The 17675-nt window shown below is 55.6% G+C and carries 14 protein-coding genes; 3 read left to right on the top strand and 11 right to left on the bottom strand.

Annotation, left to right across the window (positions count from 1 at the left end):
- Positions 1-23 precede the first annotated feature (23 nt).
- Both FIU95_RS01215 and FIU95_RS01210 read right to left on the bottom strand, forming a co-directional pair.
- A complete protein-coding gene (locus tag FIU95_RS01215) occupies positions 24-1523 on the bottom strand; it encodes a type VI secretion system contractile sheath domain-containing protein (protein WP_152450740.1) in 1500 nt (499 codons plus the stop codon).
- A gap of 70 nt (positions 1524-1593) precedes the next feature.
- Positions 1594-2313 carry a transposase gene (locus tag FIU95_RS01210; protein ID WP_152450738.1) on the bottom strand — a complete coding sequence of 240 codons (720 nt, stop codon included), beginning with the start codon at positions 2311-2313 and terminating at the stop codon, positions 1594-1596.
- A 190-nt stretch (positions 2314-2503) separates the two neighbouring features.
- On the opposite strand from FIU95_RS01210, the gene FIU95_RS01205 reads away from it, so the two are divergent.
- The 3 genes from FIU95_RS01205 to FIU95_RS01195 all read left to right on the top strand — a co-directional run bounded on the left by FIU95_RS01205 (position 2504) and on the right by FIU95_RS01195 (position 7576).
- A complete protein-coding gene (locus FIU95_RS01205; protein WP_152450737.1) occupies positions 2504-3367 on the top strand; it encodes a Stp1/IreP family PP2C-type Ser/Thr phosphatase in 864 nt (287 codons plus the stop codon).
- A 23-nt stretch (positions 3368-3390) separates the two neighbouring features.
- Positions 3391-6471, top strand: a complete 3081-nt coding sequence (locus FIU95_RS01200) for a DUF6531 domain-containing protein (protein ID WP_152450735.1) — start codon at positions 3391-3393, stop codon at positions 6469-6471.
- A gap of 82 nt (positions 6472-6553) precedes the next feature.
- Entirely contained in the window at positions 6554-7576 is a 1023-nt protein-coding gene (locus FIU95_RS01195) for a succinylglutamate desuccinylase/aspartoacylase family protein (RefSeq protein ID WP_152450733.1), read from the top strand.
- A gap of 7 nt (positions 7577-7583) precedes the next feature.
- Here the strand turns inward: FIU95_RS01195 and FIU95_RS01190 are convergent, their stop codons facing one another.
- The 9 genes from FIU95_RS01190 to miaA form a co-directional block, all read right to left on the bottom strand.
- The gene (locus FIU95_RS01190) at positions 7584-8804 is read right to left on the bottom strand and encodes a lytic murein transglycosylase (protein ID WP_152450731.1); all 1221 of its coding nucleotides are present in this window, start codon (positions 8802-8804) and stop codon (positions 7584-7586) included.
- Between the two features lie 170 nt (positions 8805-8974).
- Positions 8975-9628: a hemolysin III family protein gene (locus tag FIU95_RS01185; protein ID WP_152450729.1), complete on the bottom strand. Its 654-nt coding sequence runs from the start codon at positions 9626-9628 to the stop codon at positions 8975-8977.
- Between the two features lie 143 nt (positions 9629-9771).
- Complete coding sequence (locus FIU95_RS01180) at positions 9772-11094, bottom strand: adenylosuccinate synthase (protein ID WP_152450727.1); 1323 nt, start codon at positions 11092-11094, stop codon at positions 9772-9774.
- Positions 11095-11221: 127 nt separating this feature from the next.
- The gene (locus FIU95_RS01175; RefSeq protein ID WP_152450725.1) at positions 11222-12415 is read right to left on the bottom strand and encodes an ATP phosphoribosyltransferase regulatory subunit; all 1194 of its coding nucleotides are present in this window, start codon (positions 12413-12415) and stop codon (positions 11222-11224) included.
- Positions 12416-12610: 195 nt separating this feature from the next.
- On the bottom strand, positions 12611-13483 hold the full coding sequence (gene hflC, locus FIU95_RS01170) for a protease modulator HflC (protein WP_152450722.1): 873 nt from the start codon (positions 13481-13483) through the stop codon (positions 12611-12613).
- 11 nt (positions 13484-13494) lie between these two features.
- Complete coding sequence (gene hflK, locus FIU95_RS01165) at positions 13495-14637, bottom strand: FtsH protease activity modulator HflK (RefSeq protein WP_152450720.1); 1143 nt, start codon at positions 14635-14637, stop codon at positions 13495-13497.
- Positions 14638-14799: 162 nt separating this feature from the next.
- Positions 14800-16137 (bottom strand): ribosome rescue GTPase HflX, encoded by a 1338-nt coding sequence (gene hflX / locus FIU95_RS01160; protein ID WP_152450718.1) that lies wholly within the window; start codon positions 16135-16137, stop codon positions 14800-14802.
- Positions 16138-16273: 136 nt separating this feature from the next.
- Positions 16274-16558 carry an RNA chaperone Hfq gene (gene hfq / locus FIU95_RS01155; RefSeq protein ID WP_020413623.1) on the bottom strand — a complete coding sequence of 95 codons (285 nt, stop codon included), beginning with the start codon at positions 16556-16558 and terminating at the stop codon, positions 16274-16276.
- A 189-nt stretch (positions 16559-16747) separates the two neighbouring features.
- Complete coding sequence (miaA, locus tag FIU95_RS01150) at positions 16748-17671, bottom strand: tRNA (adenosine(37)-N6)-dimethylallyltransferase MiaA (RefSeq protein ID WP_216646337.1); 924 nt, start codon at positions 17669-17671, stop codon at positions 16748-16750.
- Between the last annotated feature and the right edge of the window lie 4 nt (positions 17672-17675).

The following is a 17675-nucleotide window of genomic DNA, read 5'->3' as shown; positions in this document are numbered from 1 at the left end:
TTGCTGTGCCGGAAAAATATTTTTTATCTCCAAGGCCCCCTTAAAGCACCACCAGCGAGAGACCTTAAACTGGGCAGGAGAATCTGATCGCGCCCCTGTACCGAGCGCATAGTACTCAGCCCGGCCCGATCAAATTCTGCAGCTACCCGGTCGGTGAGCAAGGCTTCGGCACAGGGCGTAATCCACTGCCCCTGGGGCAGCTTGCGCAAGTGCAGAGGCAGGCTTTCGTATGTAGCCGAGGCGGGGGCTTGGAGCCTGCCGGTTGTGGAAAAACCCTGGCAGATTGCCAGGGCAAGCAGATAGGCACTGTTGCCCCACTGGTAATACTGATGCCCCTGTTCAGGTGTCAGCTCTTCAAAATCAAAGTGCTCGGTGGTGGAGGTCTCTCTACCAAACGGCAAGCGCAGCATAAAGCGGGGCCCAGCCAGAGCAACATATTCACTCGCGGAGTAATCCCGCACCGCCTGCCAGCTTTCGGCAAAGCGCTCACTCAAGGGGTAATACCAGTCATCCGGATCGACCGAACCGGCTAAGTTGGGGCAACCGGCCAGCTTGGTATCACCACCGAGGAGCAGCGCACTACCAGCCGCTTCTGCGATTGTGGAGAGATCGATCAACAGGTGCAGATCCCGCTCTTCATCGGTGATAAAAAAATCACCCAGAACGAGGTTGTAGGGGCGGTCACCGGCAACGGTTTCGCGCTCGACCAGCAGTTTAAATACCTGGGACTTTTCCAGGTCGCTCTCGGCACTGGCAAAATCGGCAAGCAGCTCCTCCTTGCTGACATCAATCAAATGCAGCTGCAAATTTGGGTGCTCATCCAGCCGTCTCATTAAAAAGTGCAGACTGAGCCAACTCGCCTCCAGTTGGCGGAAATCACTGTGGTGCATCACCTTGCGCATAGTGTCCGAGGTCGCTTCGGCCAGAGCATTTAAATACTCCCCCTGCATGGGGTCCGCACTCTTTTGCACATAGGGCGCAACGATATCCCTGATCAACTGATCCACTTGGAAAGCACTACCGCTCTCCCTGGCCAGGCGCTCGCGCCCCGCCGCGAGGATTTCATCGAGAAGGGACTGCTCGGCAGAATAACCCGCAGTTTCTCGCGCTGTTTCAGCCAGCTCCGGTTTCCACTGGCGAATTTCCTCGGCGGCTTGCTGGAATTGCCCAGGATCGCGCAGGCGTTGGCCGAGCGCTATAAATTGTTTAAAAAGTGGCAGGCGGCTGTAGAGATAATCTGGGTGTAAATCGTCGAAATAGGGCAACTGCAGGGGCTCATCCATCACCGGCAACTGCAGGCTCACCCCCAAATCGCTAAATACACCCTCGAAGGTATCGCGATTCAGCACATATACCCTGCGCTGGGCAATGGTTTCCGGCTCACACTGGCGACGGCTTGAGCGACCACTAAAATCACCCAGGATTGCGACTTTCAGGCTTTCACTGCCAAGGTCCATGGTTTGTTCCTTTTTATTGTTATCGCCGTGGATTTGAAATCCGGCAGTTATCGTGGCTCTACTCACAGTCAATTATCCACAGGTAAAAAAAATACGCAGCACGGCGAAACCACCTGTACTCATCATGCGTTTTTATCTAGTTGGTTTCCACCAATTGTTTTTCGACTTTTTTTGGCTTTCTCGGGCGCCCTCTTTTAAGTGGACGAACCCTTTGGTTGGCGATTTGTTCGATCTTATCTTTAAAGGCGTCACCACCGAGAACATGCCCCAGCTTGATGGTCTCAGCGATGTAATCGAGTAGACGGCTATCGAAGCTATAGCGAAAGAGCTTCCGATAAGCCTGGGCGCGCTGGGCTGCATTCTCACCCAGGTCGGTATATAGGCGATGATCCTTAATCAAGTGATTATGCTCAGTATTCACATGATGATTAAAACTTGACCACCGGTAATTACCCAAGGAGTCCGCAAGCCCCAGATAGAGCGGGCGCAGCTCCACATAGCGGTAACAGGTCAACAAATAAGCATCGGAGTCGATCAGACTGGACTTGTAACGCCCGCGCCAAATTGTGCCGGAACGCTTATAACGGTGATTGACAAACTGAACATAGCGGCGACCCAAAGACTGCATCATTGAGGGTATGCCATCCGGGACTCTCGGGGTGGCAATGATTTGAATCATATTGGGCAGTAAGACGTATGCATGTACGTCCACACGGTACTGATCAGCAGCATTTCGCAAACTAATCAAATAATATTGATAATCCTCTTCATCAAAGAAGCACGGCAAATTGTTGTGACCGACTTGCACAATATGCTGGGGGATATCTATTAGATTGAGCCTGGGCAGACGAGGCATTTTGCCAGCAAATCCTTATTTATAAGGCGCGATGCCTTTCTAGTGATGATTAAAGGTTTTATTATCGCAAATCAGGGAAAAAAATTTCAAACATCATCTGATGCCAAGTTAACATGAACCCTGGTTAGTGGTTGTAATCATGTTACGCTGCATTTTATTGCTATTTAAATAAAGGGGAGTTGCACCAGACATGGATCAGATAAGTCTGGCGGTCAACGGACGCACTGACATTGGTCAAGTTCGCGAGGAAAACGAGGATAGTATTCGCTGGTATGCCAGTGCCGACCAACCTTTCGCTTATATCGTAATAGCGGATGGTATGGGGGGGTACACAGGTGGTGCCACAGCCAGCAAAATAGCGGCAGAAACAGTCCAATTCCACTTAGAAGACCTCTTAAAACACACCTTTCTATCCTGCACTCCAGAGCAGCAACAATTAATTTTACGCGCGACTTTAATCGACGCCATCAACAGTGCCAACAACGCCCTCCTGAATACCAAAAGTACCAATCCCCACTTTGCAAAAATGGGAACTACTATTGTTGTTGCAGTCATGTGGCACGACTTTTTAATTGTTGCGCATATAGGTGATTCACGTGCTTATCTGTGGAATAACTTCGGATTACAGCGCCTTACACGAGATCACAGCGTTGTTCAGGAAATGATAGATAGCGGACAAATAACTGAAGAACAGGCACAACACTCTAGTGTGCGAAACCACATAACCCGCGCATTGGGCGTTTCCAATACCGTAGAAGCAGAAATTAACAGCTGGAAATTAACAGAAAACGCCCTGTTATTACTCTGTACTGATGGTCTGACCGAATATCTGGATGACCACGCGATTGAGCGTGTGCTAGCCACTCACCGCCCCGCGCTAGAGTGTGTCTATCGTTTTATCGACGATGCCAACAGAATGGGGGGGCGCGATAATATTAGCGCGGGGATTCTCGAATACTCCTCCCAACCCGCAGCACAATTACTAGCGCAAGAACAAAGCGCAACCCAAAGACCAAAATCACCCGATGTAACCATCCGAAAAGCGCAACGCTAAACCCGTTTGCCGGAAGCTGAAGAATGACACCGGAACGTCTCACCCAGCTGGTCCCCAACCTGCTCAAGATCCTCAGTCCCTCCACAGCCTCCTTCCCCCAGGGAAACCCCGCGGCAATATGCCGCTGGTTGGAGGCTATTGAAGAGTTACCTGAGGCCCAAACTGCAAGCGACTGCAGCCTACCTCTATGGCCAGAGCCACCGGCAGTCGAGGTCAATGCCTTCACTATCGCCTCAGCGCCGGAAGTCGAGTTGTTACCCGGAATCGGTGAGGGCCCAGTTCAATTTGTGAATGTCCCGGGCACCAATGCGCAGGGCACTCAAGTTCCGTCACTTCAGCGCTGTCACTTGGTAAAGGACCTGGTCATCGCCGCAACCGGCGAGCTGAACTTCGAGCGGGTGGACCTCACGATCCCGGGGCCACTGCCATTTGTTTGGAAACGCTACTATCGCTCTAGCATTAGTGAGGATTGCGGAGTCGGGGCGGGCTGGCGCCACTCGCTGAGCGAACAGCTAGTGGTGCAGGATAACCAGATAGAACTGTATACCGCCGAAGGGCGCAAGGTGCAGTTCCTGTTACCCGCAATTGGTCACAGCTGCTACAACCGCTTCGAACGCTTACTACTATTTCGGCAGAGCCTGCACAGCTACCGGATCTCATCTGTTAACGAGCCCGATAAAATTTTTCGCGCAGATGGAGTCAACAGCGCTCTCCCGCTCACTGAAATTCGCGATCAGTTCGGCAACGCACTGACGATCGACTATAGCGAAGGGCTGCCCAGAAAAATCGTCAGTTCCTGGGGGCGGGTGCTGGACTTCGAAATTCGCGGCGGCCGCATCGGAAAACTGCTCAACAATCACGCTCCAGATGATCAGCGCACGTTGTGCTCCTACGAATTCCAGGGCGGATTACTGACTGAAGTTAGCAGCAACCACGATCGGGAACGCTACCAGTATCACGATTTATTTCTGGTGCAAGCACACAGCGGTGTGAAGGGCAAACGTCAATTTGAATACGATTTGCAGGGGCATTGCCACAGGCTGATACAAGAGGAATCCGAGACCTTGCTAACCTGGCAGCACAGCCAAGGTAATTGCCTGGTGGAAGATACGGATCTAACCCCACAACAGTTGCACTTCAATCAATTCGGCCAGCTCACCAAAGAGCGGCAGGGTCAGCGAGAAAAAAACTGGCTCTACGATTGCTACGGAAACCTGTGCCAATACATTAACGGTGATGGACGACGCAGCTTCTTCCGCTACGATGAGTACGGACGCCTGCGGCGCAGCACCGAGGGAGCCAACAGCAAACGCTATCTGTACGACGAAAACGGTTATCCCCAGGCAGTCCTACTCAAAGAGGATTTGTCGTGGATCTTCCGCTTCAACGGTAAGGGGCGGCCGCAGGCAATAATCGATCCAGAACAAGAGGAGTGGAAATTCCGTTACAGCGAACGCGGCCTGCTCTCTCAAATCACCGACCCCGAGGGCGGCTCAGTGGAATTTTCCTGGGATGGCCAGGGGCAGTTACAAACCGTTCGCCGCGGTGAAAAACAATGGGGCTTCGAGTACGACCACTGGCAGCGTATAACCACACTGATCGTAAACGGGGAAACCTGGCGCGAATGGCATTATGGACCCGCCGGCGAATTGCGCGAGTGTCACATTGGTAGCTATCAATACGGGATTGATTACTGCGAACGCGGCCAACCTCACGCCATCCATGCCAGCAACAGCCAGAGTCTTCAGTGGGAATACGATCAATGCGGCCGTATTTGCCAGATACATTTTGCCGATGGCAACCAGTGGGCACTGCACTCTAATGGCCAGGGGCAGTTGACCCAGCTGCAAACTCCAAGCGGAGATTATCTGTGGCAATACGATGGGCTCGGCCAGTTAACCAGTCACCACGCCCCAGACAAGCGCTGCATCAACTGGACCTACAATATTGACGGCAGCCTCAGTGAATACTGCGATAACGATTGCCGCTGGTACTTCCACTATAACGACGATGGCAGTCTCGCCAGCATACGCAATAACAGCGGCCAAATTAGTGAATTCCACTACGACGCACAAAAGCGTCTGATTCAGGCCAATAATTTACACTCCTCAGTCCGCTTCAAATACGATCGACGCGGCCGGGTTATCGCCGAGAATCACGACAGTAATGACGTGCGCGATTTCAGCCTGAGATACCAATATGACTCGCGCGGCTGGCTGAAAAGCGCCAGCTCCGACAACCTCGATCTGGCCTATACCCTCACACCCTGCGGCACACTCTATGGAGTGGACGCCAATGGTAAACCGGTGTTGCGCACCGAACTCAAGGGGCAGAATTCAATCCATGTACAGGGAGAAGTGCGCAGCACTTTCAAACACCTGTTCGGTCGCCCCGTAAGCCTGGAAAGTGGCCTCGCCCTCGCCTGGCAATTCGACAAACAGCCCCCATTGCAGCTCACAAATCCTATGCGACAGTCAGGGTTTACCCAGGCGCAGGTCGACAGGGATAAGCGCGGCAATGTGGTCGCCGAGCGGCAAATTCCCGGGCGCAGAGATTATCAATATCAGTACGATGGTTGGGGATTGATGAGCACAGCGGAATGTGGCGATTTCAAAACTTATTTCCGCTATGATCCATTTGGGCGCCGGCTGAGCAAAACCTGTACTCACCGCAAATCATCCCGCCAACGCCGGGTCACCACCAGTTGGAGCGGCCTGGGCATCTGGGCAGAGGCGCACCAGGTCGACGGAAAATCCCGGGGTATCGGCCACTGGATTACCCACCCTTTGCACGGGTACGTACTGTGTCATTGGAGTTCCGGCCACTGCAAGCACTACCATACAGACCCACAGGGAAAACCCCTGGCCATTTTCGACGCTCAAGGTACTGTACAGTGGTCACAGGGAAATGATGCTGAAGACGTTGATGGCAGAGGTTTCGGGCAGACCCCCGGCCCCTGGCGCGGCACTAACATAATTGCCGATATCGAGACCGGACTCTGGTACAGCCCCTCCAGGTATTGGAATCCGGCTCTACACATGTGGCTCAATGGCCCGAGGATTTTTACTCACATCACATCCAATGTTCCACTGACCAGGCTCTGAACCCTTCGTCGGCGCCCCGACCCGGGGCCATCCGGGCCTGTGCCTATCCCTACACCGTATCAATCAATTGCGTAGAAAAATTATGCAAGCATCCCCGGACTTTGAAATCGGCGGTATCGCAGTGGCCAAGGGAGAATCCCGCCATATCGACCTGCCCGTGGTCAGCCTCTATACCAACACAGAGATGGCTATCCCCGTCTATGTACAGCGCGGTAAGCGCGAGGGCCCCACCATATTTGTCTGTGCCGCAGTGCACGGTGATGAGCTGAACGGCATCGAAATCATCAGCCGTCTAATTCAAAGCCGCAGTCTGAAGTCTCTGCGCGGCACGCTGATCGCCGTGCCCATGGTCAATGTCTACGGGGTTCTCCAGCATACCCGCTATCTGCCTGATCGCCGCGACCTCAACCGCAGCTTTCCCGGCTCCGCCAAAGGCTCCCTGGCTGCACGCATGGCCCATGTGTTTTTGCGCGAGATAGTGGCCAAGTGCGATTACGGCATAGACCTGCACACCGGAGCCGCCCACCGCAGCAACCTGCCCCAGGTGCGCGCCAATCTCGACGACGATGTGACCCGCGCCATGGCCAAGGCATTCGGTGTACCGGTACTGCTCAATGCATCGATTCGCGATGGCTCCCTACGCCAGGCAGCTGCAGATCGGGGGGTGAGAATCCTACTGTATGAGGCCGGAGAAGCTCTGCGCTTCGATGAGTTGTGTATCCGCGCTGGCCTGAAGGGGGTCACCAACGTACTCAGGCACCTGGGTATGTTGCCGGCGAGGCGCAGACGCAGCCTGATAGAACCCTTTATCGCCCGCAGCAGTGGCTGGTTACGCGCCGGCGACAGCGGTATTGCCACCCATCTCAAAGCGCTGGGAGATCAAGTCTATGCGGGAGATCTGCTCGCCACGATTGCCGACCCTTACGGCAACGAGCTCGACCAAGTGCGCAGTAATGGCGAGGGAATCATAATCGGCAAACAGAATATCCCCCTGGTGCAAGAGGGCGAGGCGATGTATCACATCGCCTATTTCCATGAGCCCCAGGAGGTGGTTGAGAACCTCGAGTTACTGCAGGACAGCCTGCTGCCGGACGAAAATTTCTAAGGGCGCCCTACTGTTTCTGGAGTAACTCCAGCACCTCTTTGCTGGGGAAGCCCTTCTCCTCCACACCGGCGCTCTTTTCGAATGCCTTGATGGCTTTGCGGGTCCCCGGACCGGCTTTGCCATCAATCTCGCCGCTGTAAAAGCCCTTTTGCTTCAACAGCTTTTGCAGCTGCTCAACCTGGTTGCCGTCGAGGGGAGTAAAAGGGCGATTCCAGTCTTTTACCAGGGGGGGACCGCCGCCGATACGATCCGCCAACAAACCGATCGCAATGGCATAGCGATCCGAGTTGTTGTAACGCTTAAGAACGAAGAAGTTCTTAAACACCAGAAAAGCCGGGCCATTGCGCCCATCTGGCAACTTCAGCTCCGCCACGGCCTTCTTACTTGGGAAAGCCTCGCCATTGGCACGCTTGACCCCGAGCTTTTCCCACTCCGCTACCGTCAGTTTGCCCCCCGGCATTTTGTTGGCGGGAATGGAAACCTCATAACCCCAGGGCTTCGCTTTTTGCCAGCCATTACTGGATAAGAGGTTGGCTGCGGTAGCCAGGGCATCCGGCACTGAATTCCAGATATCGCGCTTGCCATCGCCATCGATATCCACCGCGTAGGCCTGGTAACTGGTGGGGATAAACTGCGTATGCCCCATAGCTCCCGCCCAGGATCCCAGCAGGTGCTGGCCTTCGATATCACCGGCCTGCAGAATCTTCAATGCCGCCAACAGCTGCTGCCGCCCGAACTTCTTGCGCTGTGGGTCTGCATAGGCCAGGGTGGCGAGGGAGCGGATTACGCTACGCATCACCTTCTCGTTGCCAAGGATGCCACCAAAGCTCGACTCCACCGACCAGATCGCCAGGAGGATATTGGGGTCCACACCAAAGCGCTTCTCAATCTTGTTGAGCCAGGGCTTCATTTTCTCCTTCTCACGCTTACCCCGCTCGATAGCGCGCTTTTGCACCCGGTTGTCGAAGTACTGCCATACCGGCGCCTTGAACTCAGGCTGGTAGCTGGCCCTATCCAGCACCCACTGGTCCGGAGAGGTAACCCCCTTAAAGGCCTGGTCGTAAACCTTGGGAGAAATCCCATTCTTAATGGCGGTTTGGCGAAACTCCTTTACCCACTTTTCAAAGGCCGGGTCCGGCTTATCAGCAGCCCGGGCGCCCTGGGTCATAAAGGCTAAGCAAAGGGTGAGAACATAGAACAGCGTGGGGAACCGGTGCAATCTGGGCATGGGAGTACCTTTGACACGACATTTCGCTCGCACAAGGTTAGAACGAGCCTCTCTCTTCCGAAAGGCGGATTTCTCCAATGGTGTCATCCGCCCGATCAGTCATTAATGGGGACACTGGACTGAAAGGGAAGTTCTGAGAATTGCTGGACCCTGTGACCAGGGCCACAAAATCAGGGAATCACGTAAAAGAGTACGGCGAAGAAGTGCAAGATACCGCCCGCCAGCACAAACAAATGCCAGATGGCGTGATGAAACCTCAGGCTGCGCCACAAGTAAAAGGCGATACCACCTGTGTAACAGAGGCCACCCAGCACCAACAACCACAGGCCACCGGTTTCGAGGCTATTCGCCAGGGGTTTGATTGCGGCGATAACCACCCACCCCATCAGGGCGCTGAGAGTGATCGAAAGGGCGCGGATCTTTTTCAAAGGGGTGAATTGGATAATCAGCCCCAACAGGGCCAATCCCCAGATAATGCCAAACAACCACCAGCCCCAGGGCCCGCGCAGGGTCACCAGGGTAAACGGGGTATAAGTGCCGGCAATCAGGAGAAATATCGAGGTGTGGTCCAGAGTCCGCAAAATCGCCTTGGCGCCTATGTGGCTAACAGCGTGATACAGGGTAGAGGCGAGGAAACAGAGGATCAGGGTGGAGGCGTAGACGCTGGAGCTGACGATGTGCCAGGCATCCCCGCGCAACGCGGCAAAACCAATAAGAACACCTAGACCGGCGATAGCCAGTACGGCTCCGACACCATGAGTTACGCTATTGGCAATTTCTTCAGCAAAGCTATAGCGGCTGGCAACGGAAACGGATGAGGTCATAGATTGGCCCGATTAAATTCTGGTACTGAGTGGCTCCAATAACCACTCGACCGATAACTGGAATCAGGTCTAATGATCAAAGGCCTCACTAAAAATAGCAAGGCCAGGATCAGACCGGAGATTCACAACCGGGCCACTAGGGCTTAAACACTCGCGTTATGGATTCCCATTTCGCAAAGTGCGGAAGAGGCGCGAACAATAGTCTCATTGCGATCGGGGCCTGTAGAAACAATATCTACCGGTGCACCCACCAGCTCTTCAATGCGGGCGATATAGGCCTTGGCATTGGCCGGCAGGTCCGCTTCGCGGCGCACACCAAAAGTATTCTCTGTCCAACCGGGCATACTCTCGTATACGGGCTCGACACCCTCCCAACCGGCGGCGTCGAAAGGCACCGGCACTTCTTCGCCAGCGCTGTTGCGGTAGCCCACACAGATCTTCACTTCCTCGAGACCATCGAGCACATCCAGCTTGGTCAGACACAAGCCGGAGATACTGTTGATACGAATAGCGTGGCGTACGGCAACTGCATCGAACCAGCCAGTGCGGCGCTGGCGCCCGGTAGTGGCACCGAATTCATGCCCCTTCTCGCCCAGGTGACGCCCTACTTCACAGTCGAGCTCGGTGGGGAAAGGACCGCCGCCAACACGGGTGGTGTAGGCCTTGGTGATACCCAGCACGTAGTCCAGGTACAGGGGACCAAAACCAGAACCGGTGGCGGTGCCGCCGGCAGTGGTGTTGGAGGAGGTCACAAACGGATAGGTGCCGTGGTCGATATCCAGCAGGGAGCCCTGGGCACCCTCGAACAGGATGTGCTCGCCCTGCTCGCGGGCCTTGTGCAGCTGATCGGCCACATCAATGATCATTGGCACCAGTTGCTCACGCCAGATCTTGGCCTGCTCCAGGGTATCCTCATAGCTTACCGGATCAACCTTGTAGTATTCGGTCAAGGCAAAGTTGTGGTAGTCGATCAGCTCCTTGAGCTGATTACAGAAGTTCTCCCAGTTGCACAGGTCACCGAGACGCAGGCCGCGGCGGGCAACCTTATCTTCATAGGCGGGACCGATACCACGACCGGTGGTGCCGATGGCTTTGTCGCCACGGGCCTTCTCACGGGCTTGGTCCAGGGCCACATGCACCGGCAGAATCAGCGGGCAGGCCGGTGACAGGCGCAGGCGCTCGCGCACTGGAACACCGCGTTCTTCCAGCTCTCCCATCTCCTTGAGCAGTGCTTCCGGTGACAACACCACACCGTTGCCGATCAGGCAGGTGACGCTGGGGCGCAGGATACCGGAGGGGATCAGGTGCAGTACGGTTTTCTCACCGTCAATCACCAGGGTGTGGCCGGCGTTGTGTCCGCCCTGAAAGCGCACCACCAGGGAGACCTGCTCTGTCAGCAAATCGACAATCTTACCCTTGCCTTCATCGCCCCACTGGGTACCCAGCACTACTACATTCTTGCCCATCTGTATCAATCTCTAACTCAGGTTTCGTTCTGCGGGAGGCCAAGTGGCCCCTACATCAATGGATCTTGCGGAGTTCACCGCACCAATATAGGCACATTATCGGCACATCCACTGCGCCCGCCTGTGCTCAATCCCGGGGCTTCACCACCCAGGAATCGCCTTCCAATACCAGTTCGCGATCACAGCGCGAATAGACATCGCTCTCTGCGCTATCGGAAAGGGTGGCTATCACCACCTCTCCCCGCTTGCGCAGCTCGTCAACTTTGCGCCAAAGCTCGGCGCCTTGCGGGCCGCTCACTTCCGGCGCGAGTATGGCGCCTTCACTAGGTGTTGCACTTATACCCAGGGTATTGAGGGCCACTAAATCACTACTAAATCCTGTTGCCGGCCGATCCCGACCGAATACCGCGCCAATACCGTTGTAGCGGCCCCCGTTGGCAAGCGCCTGCCCGTGGCCCGGCGTGTAAGCGGCGAATACCAAACCGGTCTCATAGTCGTAGCCGCGCACTTCACTCAAATCGAAAAAGAGCGTCACTGCCGGGTAGCGCTGCCCTAGAGCCTCGGCCACCTGCTGCAGGTCAGACAATGCATCCAGCAGTGGCTGCGGTGCCCCCGCCAACTGCGTGGCGGCCCGCTCCAGGCAATCGAGGCCACCAGCGAGACCCGGCAGAGCCTGCAACCAGGCTGCTACCTGCAAGTCGCTAATATTCTCTGACACCCAACTGTGGACATCGGCACTGGCCTTGTTCTGCAGCAGCGCGGACAACTCTTCACGCGCACTGTCGCCGAGCCCGGCCGCCTCGGCGAGGCTTCGGTAGATGGCGACGTGACCGAGGTCCAAATAAATATCTTCCACCCCGGCAACCTGCAGACTCTCCAGCATCAGGGAGATCACCTCGATATCCCCGGCGAGACTGTCCACACCAAACAATTCCGCACCTATCTGGATGGGCGCACGGGAGCCCATGGCGGTGCGTGCCCGGGTATGCAGGACCTGGCCCGCGTAGCACAAGCGGTTGGCCCCCGCGCGGGGAAAACTATGCGCATCGATGCGCGCGGTCTGCGGGGTAATATCAGCGCGGATGCCGAGTGTACGCCCGGAGATCTGGTCTGTGACCTTGAAAGTACTCAAATCGAGATCGCGCCCCATGCCAACCAGCAGGGATTCGGTGAACTCCAGCATTGGCGGTATCACCAACTCATACCCCCAGCAATGGTAGAGGTCCAACAGTCGGCGGCGCAGGGTTTCAACTTGAACGGCACCCGCGGGCAAAATCTCCGCGATGCCATCCGGCAGCATCCAACGATCGGCTTGAGTCATGGTGTAACGGACTTTTCAGAGTTAATGAGGCGCGTCGGCTTCCACAAAAAAACCGGGCGAGGCCCGGTTTGCGTGATTTTAGCACCAACTGCCGGCAGGAAGGTAGGGCTGTCGCAAGGACAGCCGCGACCTCGGGTAAACGGCTAGCGGTTAGCGGTTAGGGATAATCCGCTGCCATTTGCCCTGCGAGCTGGTTTATTGCCCTTTGGGATCCTTCAGGTAGCGGAAAAACTCACTATCTGGATCCACCAGCATCATGTCGGATTTACTGCGGAAAGATTCCCTGTAGGCCTGCAGGCTGCGGGTAAAGCGGTAGAACTCGGGGTTCTTAGTATAGGCCGCGGCGTAAATAGCTGCTGCCTCCGCATCGCCGGCACCACGCAGTTCTTCGGCCTGGCGGTAGGCCTCGGACTCGATGACCACCTTCTGGCGATCAGCATTGGCCTTGATACGCTCACTGGCTTCCTGACCCTTGGCGCGATGATCCCGCGCTTCGAGCTCACGACCTGCGCGCATACGCTGGAACACGGACTCGGAGACCTCCGGCGGCAGGTCGATACGCTTGACGCGCACATCAATCACTTCCACTCCAAGGTTCTTTTGCGCTATCTGATTCAGATTTTTAGTGATTTCAGACATTAACTCATCGCGCTCACCACTGACCACCTCGTGCAGATCGCGTACACCAAACTGGTTACGCAGACGGTCGTTGATTTGCTCCGACAGCAGACGCACCGCATTGCGCTGATCACCGCGGGTGGCGATGTAGAACTTGCTCACATCGGAGATACGATACTTAGCGTAGGAATCCACCATCATGAACTTGTTTTCGCTGTTGAGCATGCGCACCGGGCTCGAATCCACAGTTTGGATACGTGCGTCGAACTTGCGCAGCTTTTCCGCAAACGGGATCTTGAAGTAGAGGCCCGGCTCGGTATAAGTGCGCACCAGTTCACCGAAACGCAGCAATACGGCCTTTTCCGTTTCCTTCACCACAAAGGCACTGGAGGAAACCAATAGGATACCGAGCAGCAGTACGACGATAATTCCCAGAGTTTTGTTATTCATTCCATCACCTCCTAGCGAACAGTCTGGCTGCGGCGGTTGCCGGCAGCATCCTGACGCAGGCGCTCGACGATACGCTGGTAGACCTCTTCGATTACAATCGGGGAGGTGTCTTTGCGTTGGGCAGCCTGAGTCGTGCTCTCCTGCGCCAGCTTATCCAGCGGCAGGTACATCATGTTGTTGCCACCCTCGACATCGACCATCACTTTGGAAGTGCTGGACATCACATCCTGCACCGCATCCAGGTAAAGACGCTCACGGGTCACTTCCGGCGCGCGCTCGTACTCTGTCAGCAGCTTCTCGAAGCGAACCGCCTCACCGCGGGCACTCTCTACCACCCGGGCCTTGTAACCCTCCGCTTCTTCGATAATGCGCTGAGCCTGACCGCGGGCAACCGGGATCACCTGATTGGCATAGGCCTGGGCTTCGTTTTGCAGACGCACCTCATCCTCGCGGGCTTTGGTCACATCATCGAAGGCATCTTGCACTTCGCGGGGCGCCTTAGCGTCAGTGAGGTTCACCACATCAATGCGGATGCCCGTCTGGTAGAGATCCAGGTATTCCTGCAGACGCTGCTGGGTGTCAGTGGATACCTGGGTCCGGTTTTGCGAAATCACACCGTTCAGAGTGAGAGAGCCCACTACATGGCGCAGGGCACTGTCAGTGGCCTCCTGCAGGCTCTTCACCGGCTCGCGCACACGCAGCACAAAAGATTCCGCATCACTCACTTGCCACTGAACGGTCAATACCACTTCCACGATATTGGCGTCTTCGGTCAGCATCTGTCCGGTGGTGCGCTCGGTACGCACCTCAGTCATATTGACCTTGGTGACATGATCGATCAGCGGTGGGTTCCAGTGCAGACCGGCGGACTCAGTCGAATGGTATTTACCCAGGCGCAACACCACCGCCTGTTCGTTGGCGTTAACCTGATAAATACCGAGTCCCGCATAAATTAATACCGCGATAACAATCACCAGCATCCATGGGAATTTACCCGTTCCGGTGCTTGGGCTACCGCCAAACAATCCGCCGAGTTTCTGCTGGACTTTGCGGAACAGCTCGTCGAGATCCGGTGGGCCATCGTTATTGCGGTTGCCACCGCCACCACCCCAAGGGTCTTTGCCGTTGTTACCACCCGGTTCATTCCAGGCCATCTAAATTACTCCAACTCTGATCATTTAAGCTTTTACTCCGGCGGATTCTAGCATTCCCCGCCGGCAAAATATTGCCGCCAAACCTCTGCCAAAGGCAATTTTGTCGAAATCGCGGCCGCCTCAGCCGTATAAAGACTCATCTACAAGAGGCTGAAGCTAAGGCTACTGCGCTTCGTTGTCGCTACTGCTGTCGCCACGAATATTTTCTTGTGGCAACCACTCCGGCTCTTCACCGGCATTTAAAAATGGAGCCAGCAAACGCTGGAAATCACTACGCGGCAACAATAACTGCAACTCGCAGTCGCCATTATCCCGGTATTGTTCGCTCTGCACTGCATTGATTTGATAGAGCTGGGCGCGCAAGCGGGATTGCTGTGGCCTCACTACCAGCAGGCCCTGCACCATTTGTTCGCCCAGGCGCTCCGCAATCGCCTCCACCAAAAGATCACAGCCGGCGCCTGTCACCGCGGACAGCCAAACCGCGCGTGGCACGCCCTGTTCATCGCGATCGATGCGGGGCTCAAAGTCGGCGAGCAGATCGATTTTGTTGTACACCAGCAGCTGTGGAAGATCCGATGCACCGATTTCCTCGAGCACGGTCTGTACCTCTTCCATCAAGTGCAGGCGATCCTCTGCGGCGGCATCCACTACGTGCAGTAGCAGTGTTGCCTGGGCGGCTTCCTCCAGAGTCGCACGAAAAGCCTCAACCAATTTGTGTGGCAGGTGCGAAACAAAACCTACCGTATCTGCAAGGATCATGGCGCCAACATTGGGTAATTCAACCCTGCGCATGGTCGGATCGAGGGTCGCAAACAATTGGTCGCGCACGTATACATCGGCGTCGGTAAGTCGGTTAAACAAGGTCGACTTACCGGCGTTGGTATAACCCACCAGGGAAACCGTGGCCACCTCGGCACGGGAGCGCGCACGCCGGCCCTGTTCCCGCTGGCGGCGGACTTTTTCCAGGCGCTTCTCAATGGAATCTATACGCGCGCGCAGCAGGCGGCGATCAGTTTCCAGCTGGGTCTCACCTGGACCGCGCAAGCCGATACCGCCTTTTTGCCGTTCCAAGTGGGTCCAGCCGCGCACCAGCCGGGTGGCCATATGGCGCAACTGCGCAAGCTCCACCTGTAACTTACCTTCGTGGGTACGCGCACGCTGGGCGAAAATATCGAGGATCAGGCCGGTGCGATCCAACACCCGACACTTGAGTTCGCGCTCAACGTTGCGCTCCTGACTGGGGGACAGGGTGTGATCAAAGATCACCAATTCCGCACCCTGCTCTTTCACCACCTGGCGAATCTCTTCCAGCTTGCCCCGGCCGACAAAAGTTTTGGGGTCTGGAGTGGCGCGCTGTCCAAAGATAAAACTGACCGGGTCTGCTCCGGCAGAGAGGGCAAGCTCCTCAAATTCGCGAGGATCATCTGGGCTGTCTATAGCGGAGAGTTCAAGGTGTACCAGTACTGCCAGTTCACCGGATTCCGGTCGATCGAAAAACAATGGGAAATCTCTGTATGAGGAAGTGGACGCCTACCCGGCTCCCTGGTTGAAGTGGCAGCCGGAAATCTAATATCAGATTCACACGGCTGCTAGCGCCCCGGCAATGGGGCGCGAGTCTCGATAACGCGCAACGCAATCAGCTGAAAGATTCGCGCTCACCGCCTTCACCATTGCCCTCTCCGCCATGCTGTGCGGCTGGGTTCAACAGTGGAACGCGCACAGCGCGGGACGGTACAACAGTGGAAATAGCGTGCTTGTATACCATTTGGCTAACGGTATTTTTCAGCAACACCACAAACTGGTCGAAAGATTCAATTTGCCCTTGGAGCTTGATGCCGTTTACCAGATAGATAGAAACCGGGATACGCTCTTTGCGCAGTACGTTGAGGTAAGGGTCTTGTAAGCTGTGCCCTTTTGACATCTTTTTTCTCCTTGTCAAAAAGCTGAATGCGGATGCAGGCCGCAATCGCATCCGCGAAGAGCGCGGATCAAAAAACGACTGAGGTCGAATACGCGTATAAGTAGTGTAGTAGCGAGCCGGAAAAGGCCGGCTCTGTGAAAACTGACTGACTGAGCTTGTCGTTTTATAGCCCAACCACGTTATGGATGCTTAAGCGAGAAATTTCAAGGCTTCGGCCAATATTTCATCATTCTCACGCACCCCGCCCTCACTATCCTGAGTGTACAAAATTTCCAGCTCAGGCCAGCGCCGCAACCAAGTCAGCTGGCGCTTTGCCAGCTGGCGGGTGGCGGCAATTCCCGCGGCAACCATCTCGTCGTAATCGCAGCGCCCATCCAGGTACTGCCACACTTGACGATAGCCCACTGCGCGAATTGCCGGCAGGTCCTCGTGCAGATCGCCGCGCCCATACAAACCGCGCACTTCCTGCACAAATCCGGCTTCAAGCATCCGCCGAAAACGCAGTTCGATACGCTCATGAAGCAGCGACCTATCGCGAGGCATAATCGCCAACTGACTCAACCGGTAGCGTTCCTGCACACCACCCCCAGCCTGCTCGCGACGCAACTGGGACAGAGGCACACCGGTAAGCCGATAAACCTCAAGTCCCCGCTCGATGCGCACCGAGTGATTGGGGTGCAATTCTGCCGCCAACTGTGGATCGACCTGTGCCAGCTCCGCGTGTAACGCGGGCCAGCCCTCGCGCTCGGCACGCGCTTCAATTTCCGCACGCAGTTGCGGGTCGGCCTCTGGCAATTTTGCCATTCCTTCTAGGAGAGCACGGAAATACAACATAGTTCCGCCAACCAGTAAAGGGATCTTACCGGCTGTGCTGATTTCGTCCATAGCTTCAAGAGCATCTTTGCGAAAACGACCGGCGGAATAGGACTCGCTGGGGTCACAGATATCAATCAAACGGTGGGGGTAGCGGGCCAACTCCTCTGCACTGGGTTTGGCCGAACCAAGATCAAGGCCCCGGTAGACCAGGGCCGAATCCACACTAATTAACTCCACCGGCAGATGGTCGGCCAGGGCCATAGCCAAATCCGTTTTGCCCGATGCGGTGGGGCCCATTAAA

The sequence above is a fragment of the Microbulbifer sp. THAF38 genome, assembly GCF_009363535.1.
In the GTDB taxonomy this organism is placed as follows: Bacteria; Pseudomonadota; Gammaproteobacteria; order Pseudomonadales; family Cellvibrionaceae; genus Microbulbifer.
This window is presented reverse-complemented; position numbering and strand designations above follow the sequence as displayed.

Excerpts from the sequence above, each read along its gene's own strand:
- FIU95_RS01210 (WP_152450738.1), bottom strand. The coding sequence starts at position 2,313 with ATGCCTCGTCTGCCCAGGCTCAATCTAATAGATATCCCCCAGCATATT.
- FIU95_RS01175 (WP_152450725.1), bottom strand. The coding sequence starts at position 12,415 with ATGACTCAAGCCGATCGTTGGATGCTGCCGGATGGCATCGCGGAGATT.
- FIU95_RS01205 (WP_152450737.1), top strand. The coding sequence starts at position 2,504 with ATGGATCAGATAAGTCTGGCGGTCAACGGACGCACTGACATTGGTCAA.
- hfq (WP_020413623.1), bottom strand. The coding sequence starts at position 16,558 with ATGTCAAAAGGGCACAGCTTACAAGACCCTTACCTCAACGTACTGCGC.
- FIU95_RS01180 (WP_152450727.1), bottom strand. The coding sequence starts at position 11,094 with ATGGGCAAGAATGTAGTAGTGCTGGGTACCCAGTGGGGCGATGAAGGC.
- FIU95_RS01195 (WP_152450733.1), top strand. The coding sequence starts at position 6,554 with ATGCAAGCATCCCCGGACTTTGAAATCGGCGGTATCGCAGTGGCCAAG.
- hflK (WP_152450720.1), bottom strand. The coding sequence starts at position 14,637 with ATGGCCTGGAATGAACCGGGTGGTAACAACGGCAAAGACCCTTGGGGT.
- FIU95_RS01190 (WP_152450731.1), bottom strand. The coding sequence starts at position 8,804 with ATGCCCAGATTGCACCGGTTCCCCACGCTGTTCTATGTTCTCACCCTT.
- miaA (WP_216646337.1), bottom strand. The coding sequence starts at position 17,671 with ATGGGCCCCACCGCATCGGGCAAAACGGATTTGGCTATGGCCCTGGCC.
- FIU95_RS01200 (WP_152450735.1), top strand. The coding sequence starts at position 3,391 with ATGACACCGGAACGTCTCACCCAGCTGGTCCCCAACCTGCTCAAGATC.
- FIU95_RS01185 (WP_152450729.1), bottom strand. The coding sequence starts at position 9,628 with ATGACCTCATCCGTTTCCGTTGCCAGCCGCTATAGCTTTGCTGAAGAA.
- hflC (WP_152450722.1), bottom strand. The coding sequence starts at position 13,483 with ATGAATAACAAAACTCTGGGAATTATCGTCGTACTGCTGCTCGGTATC.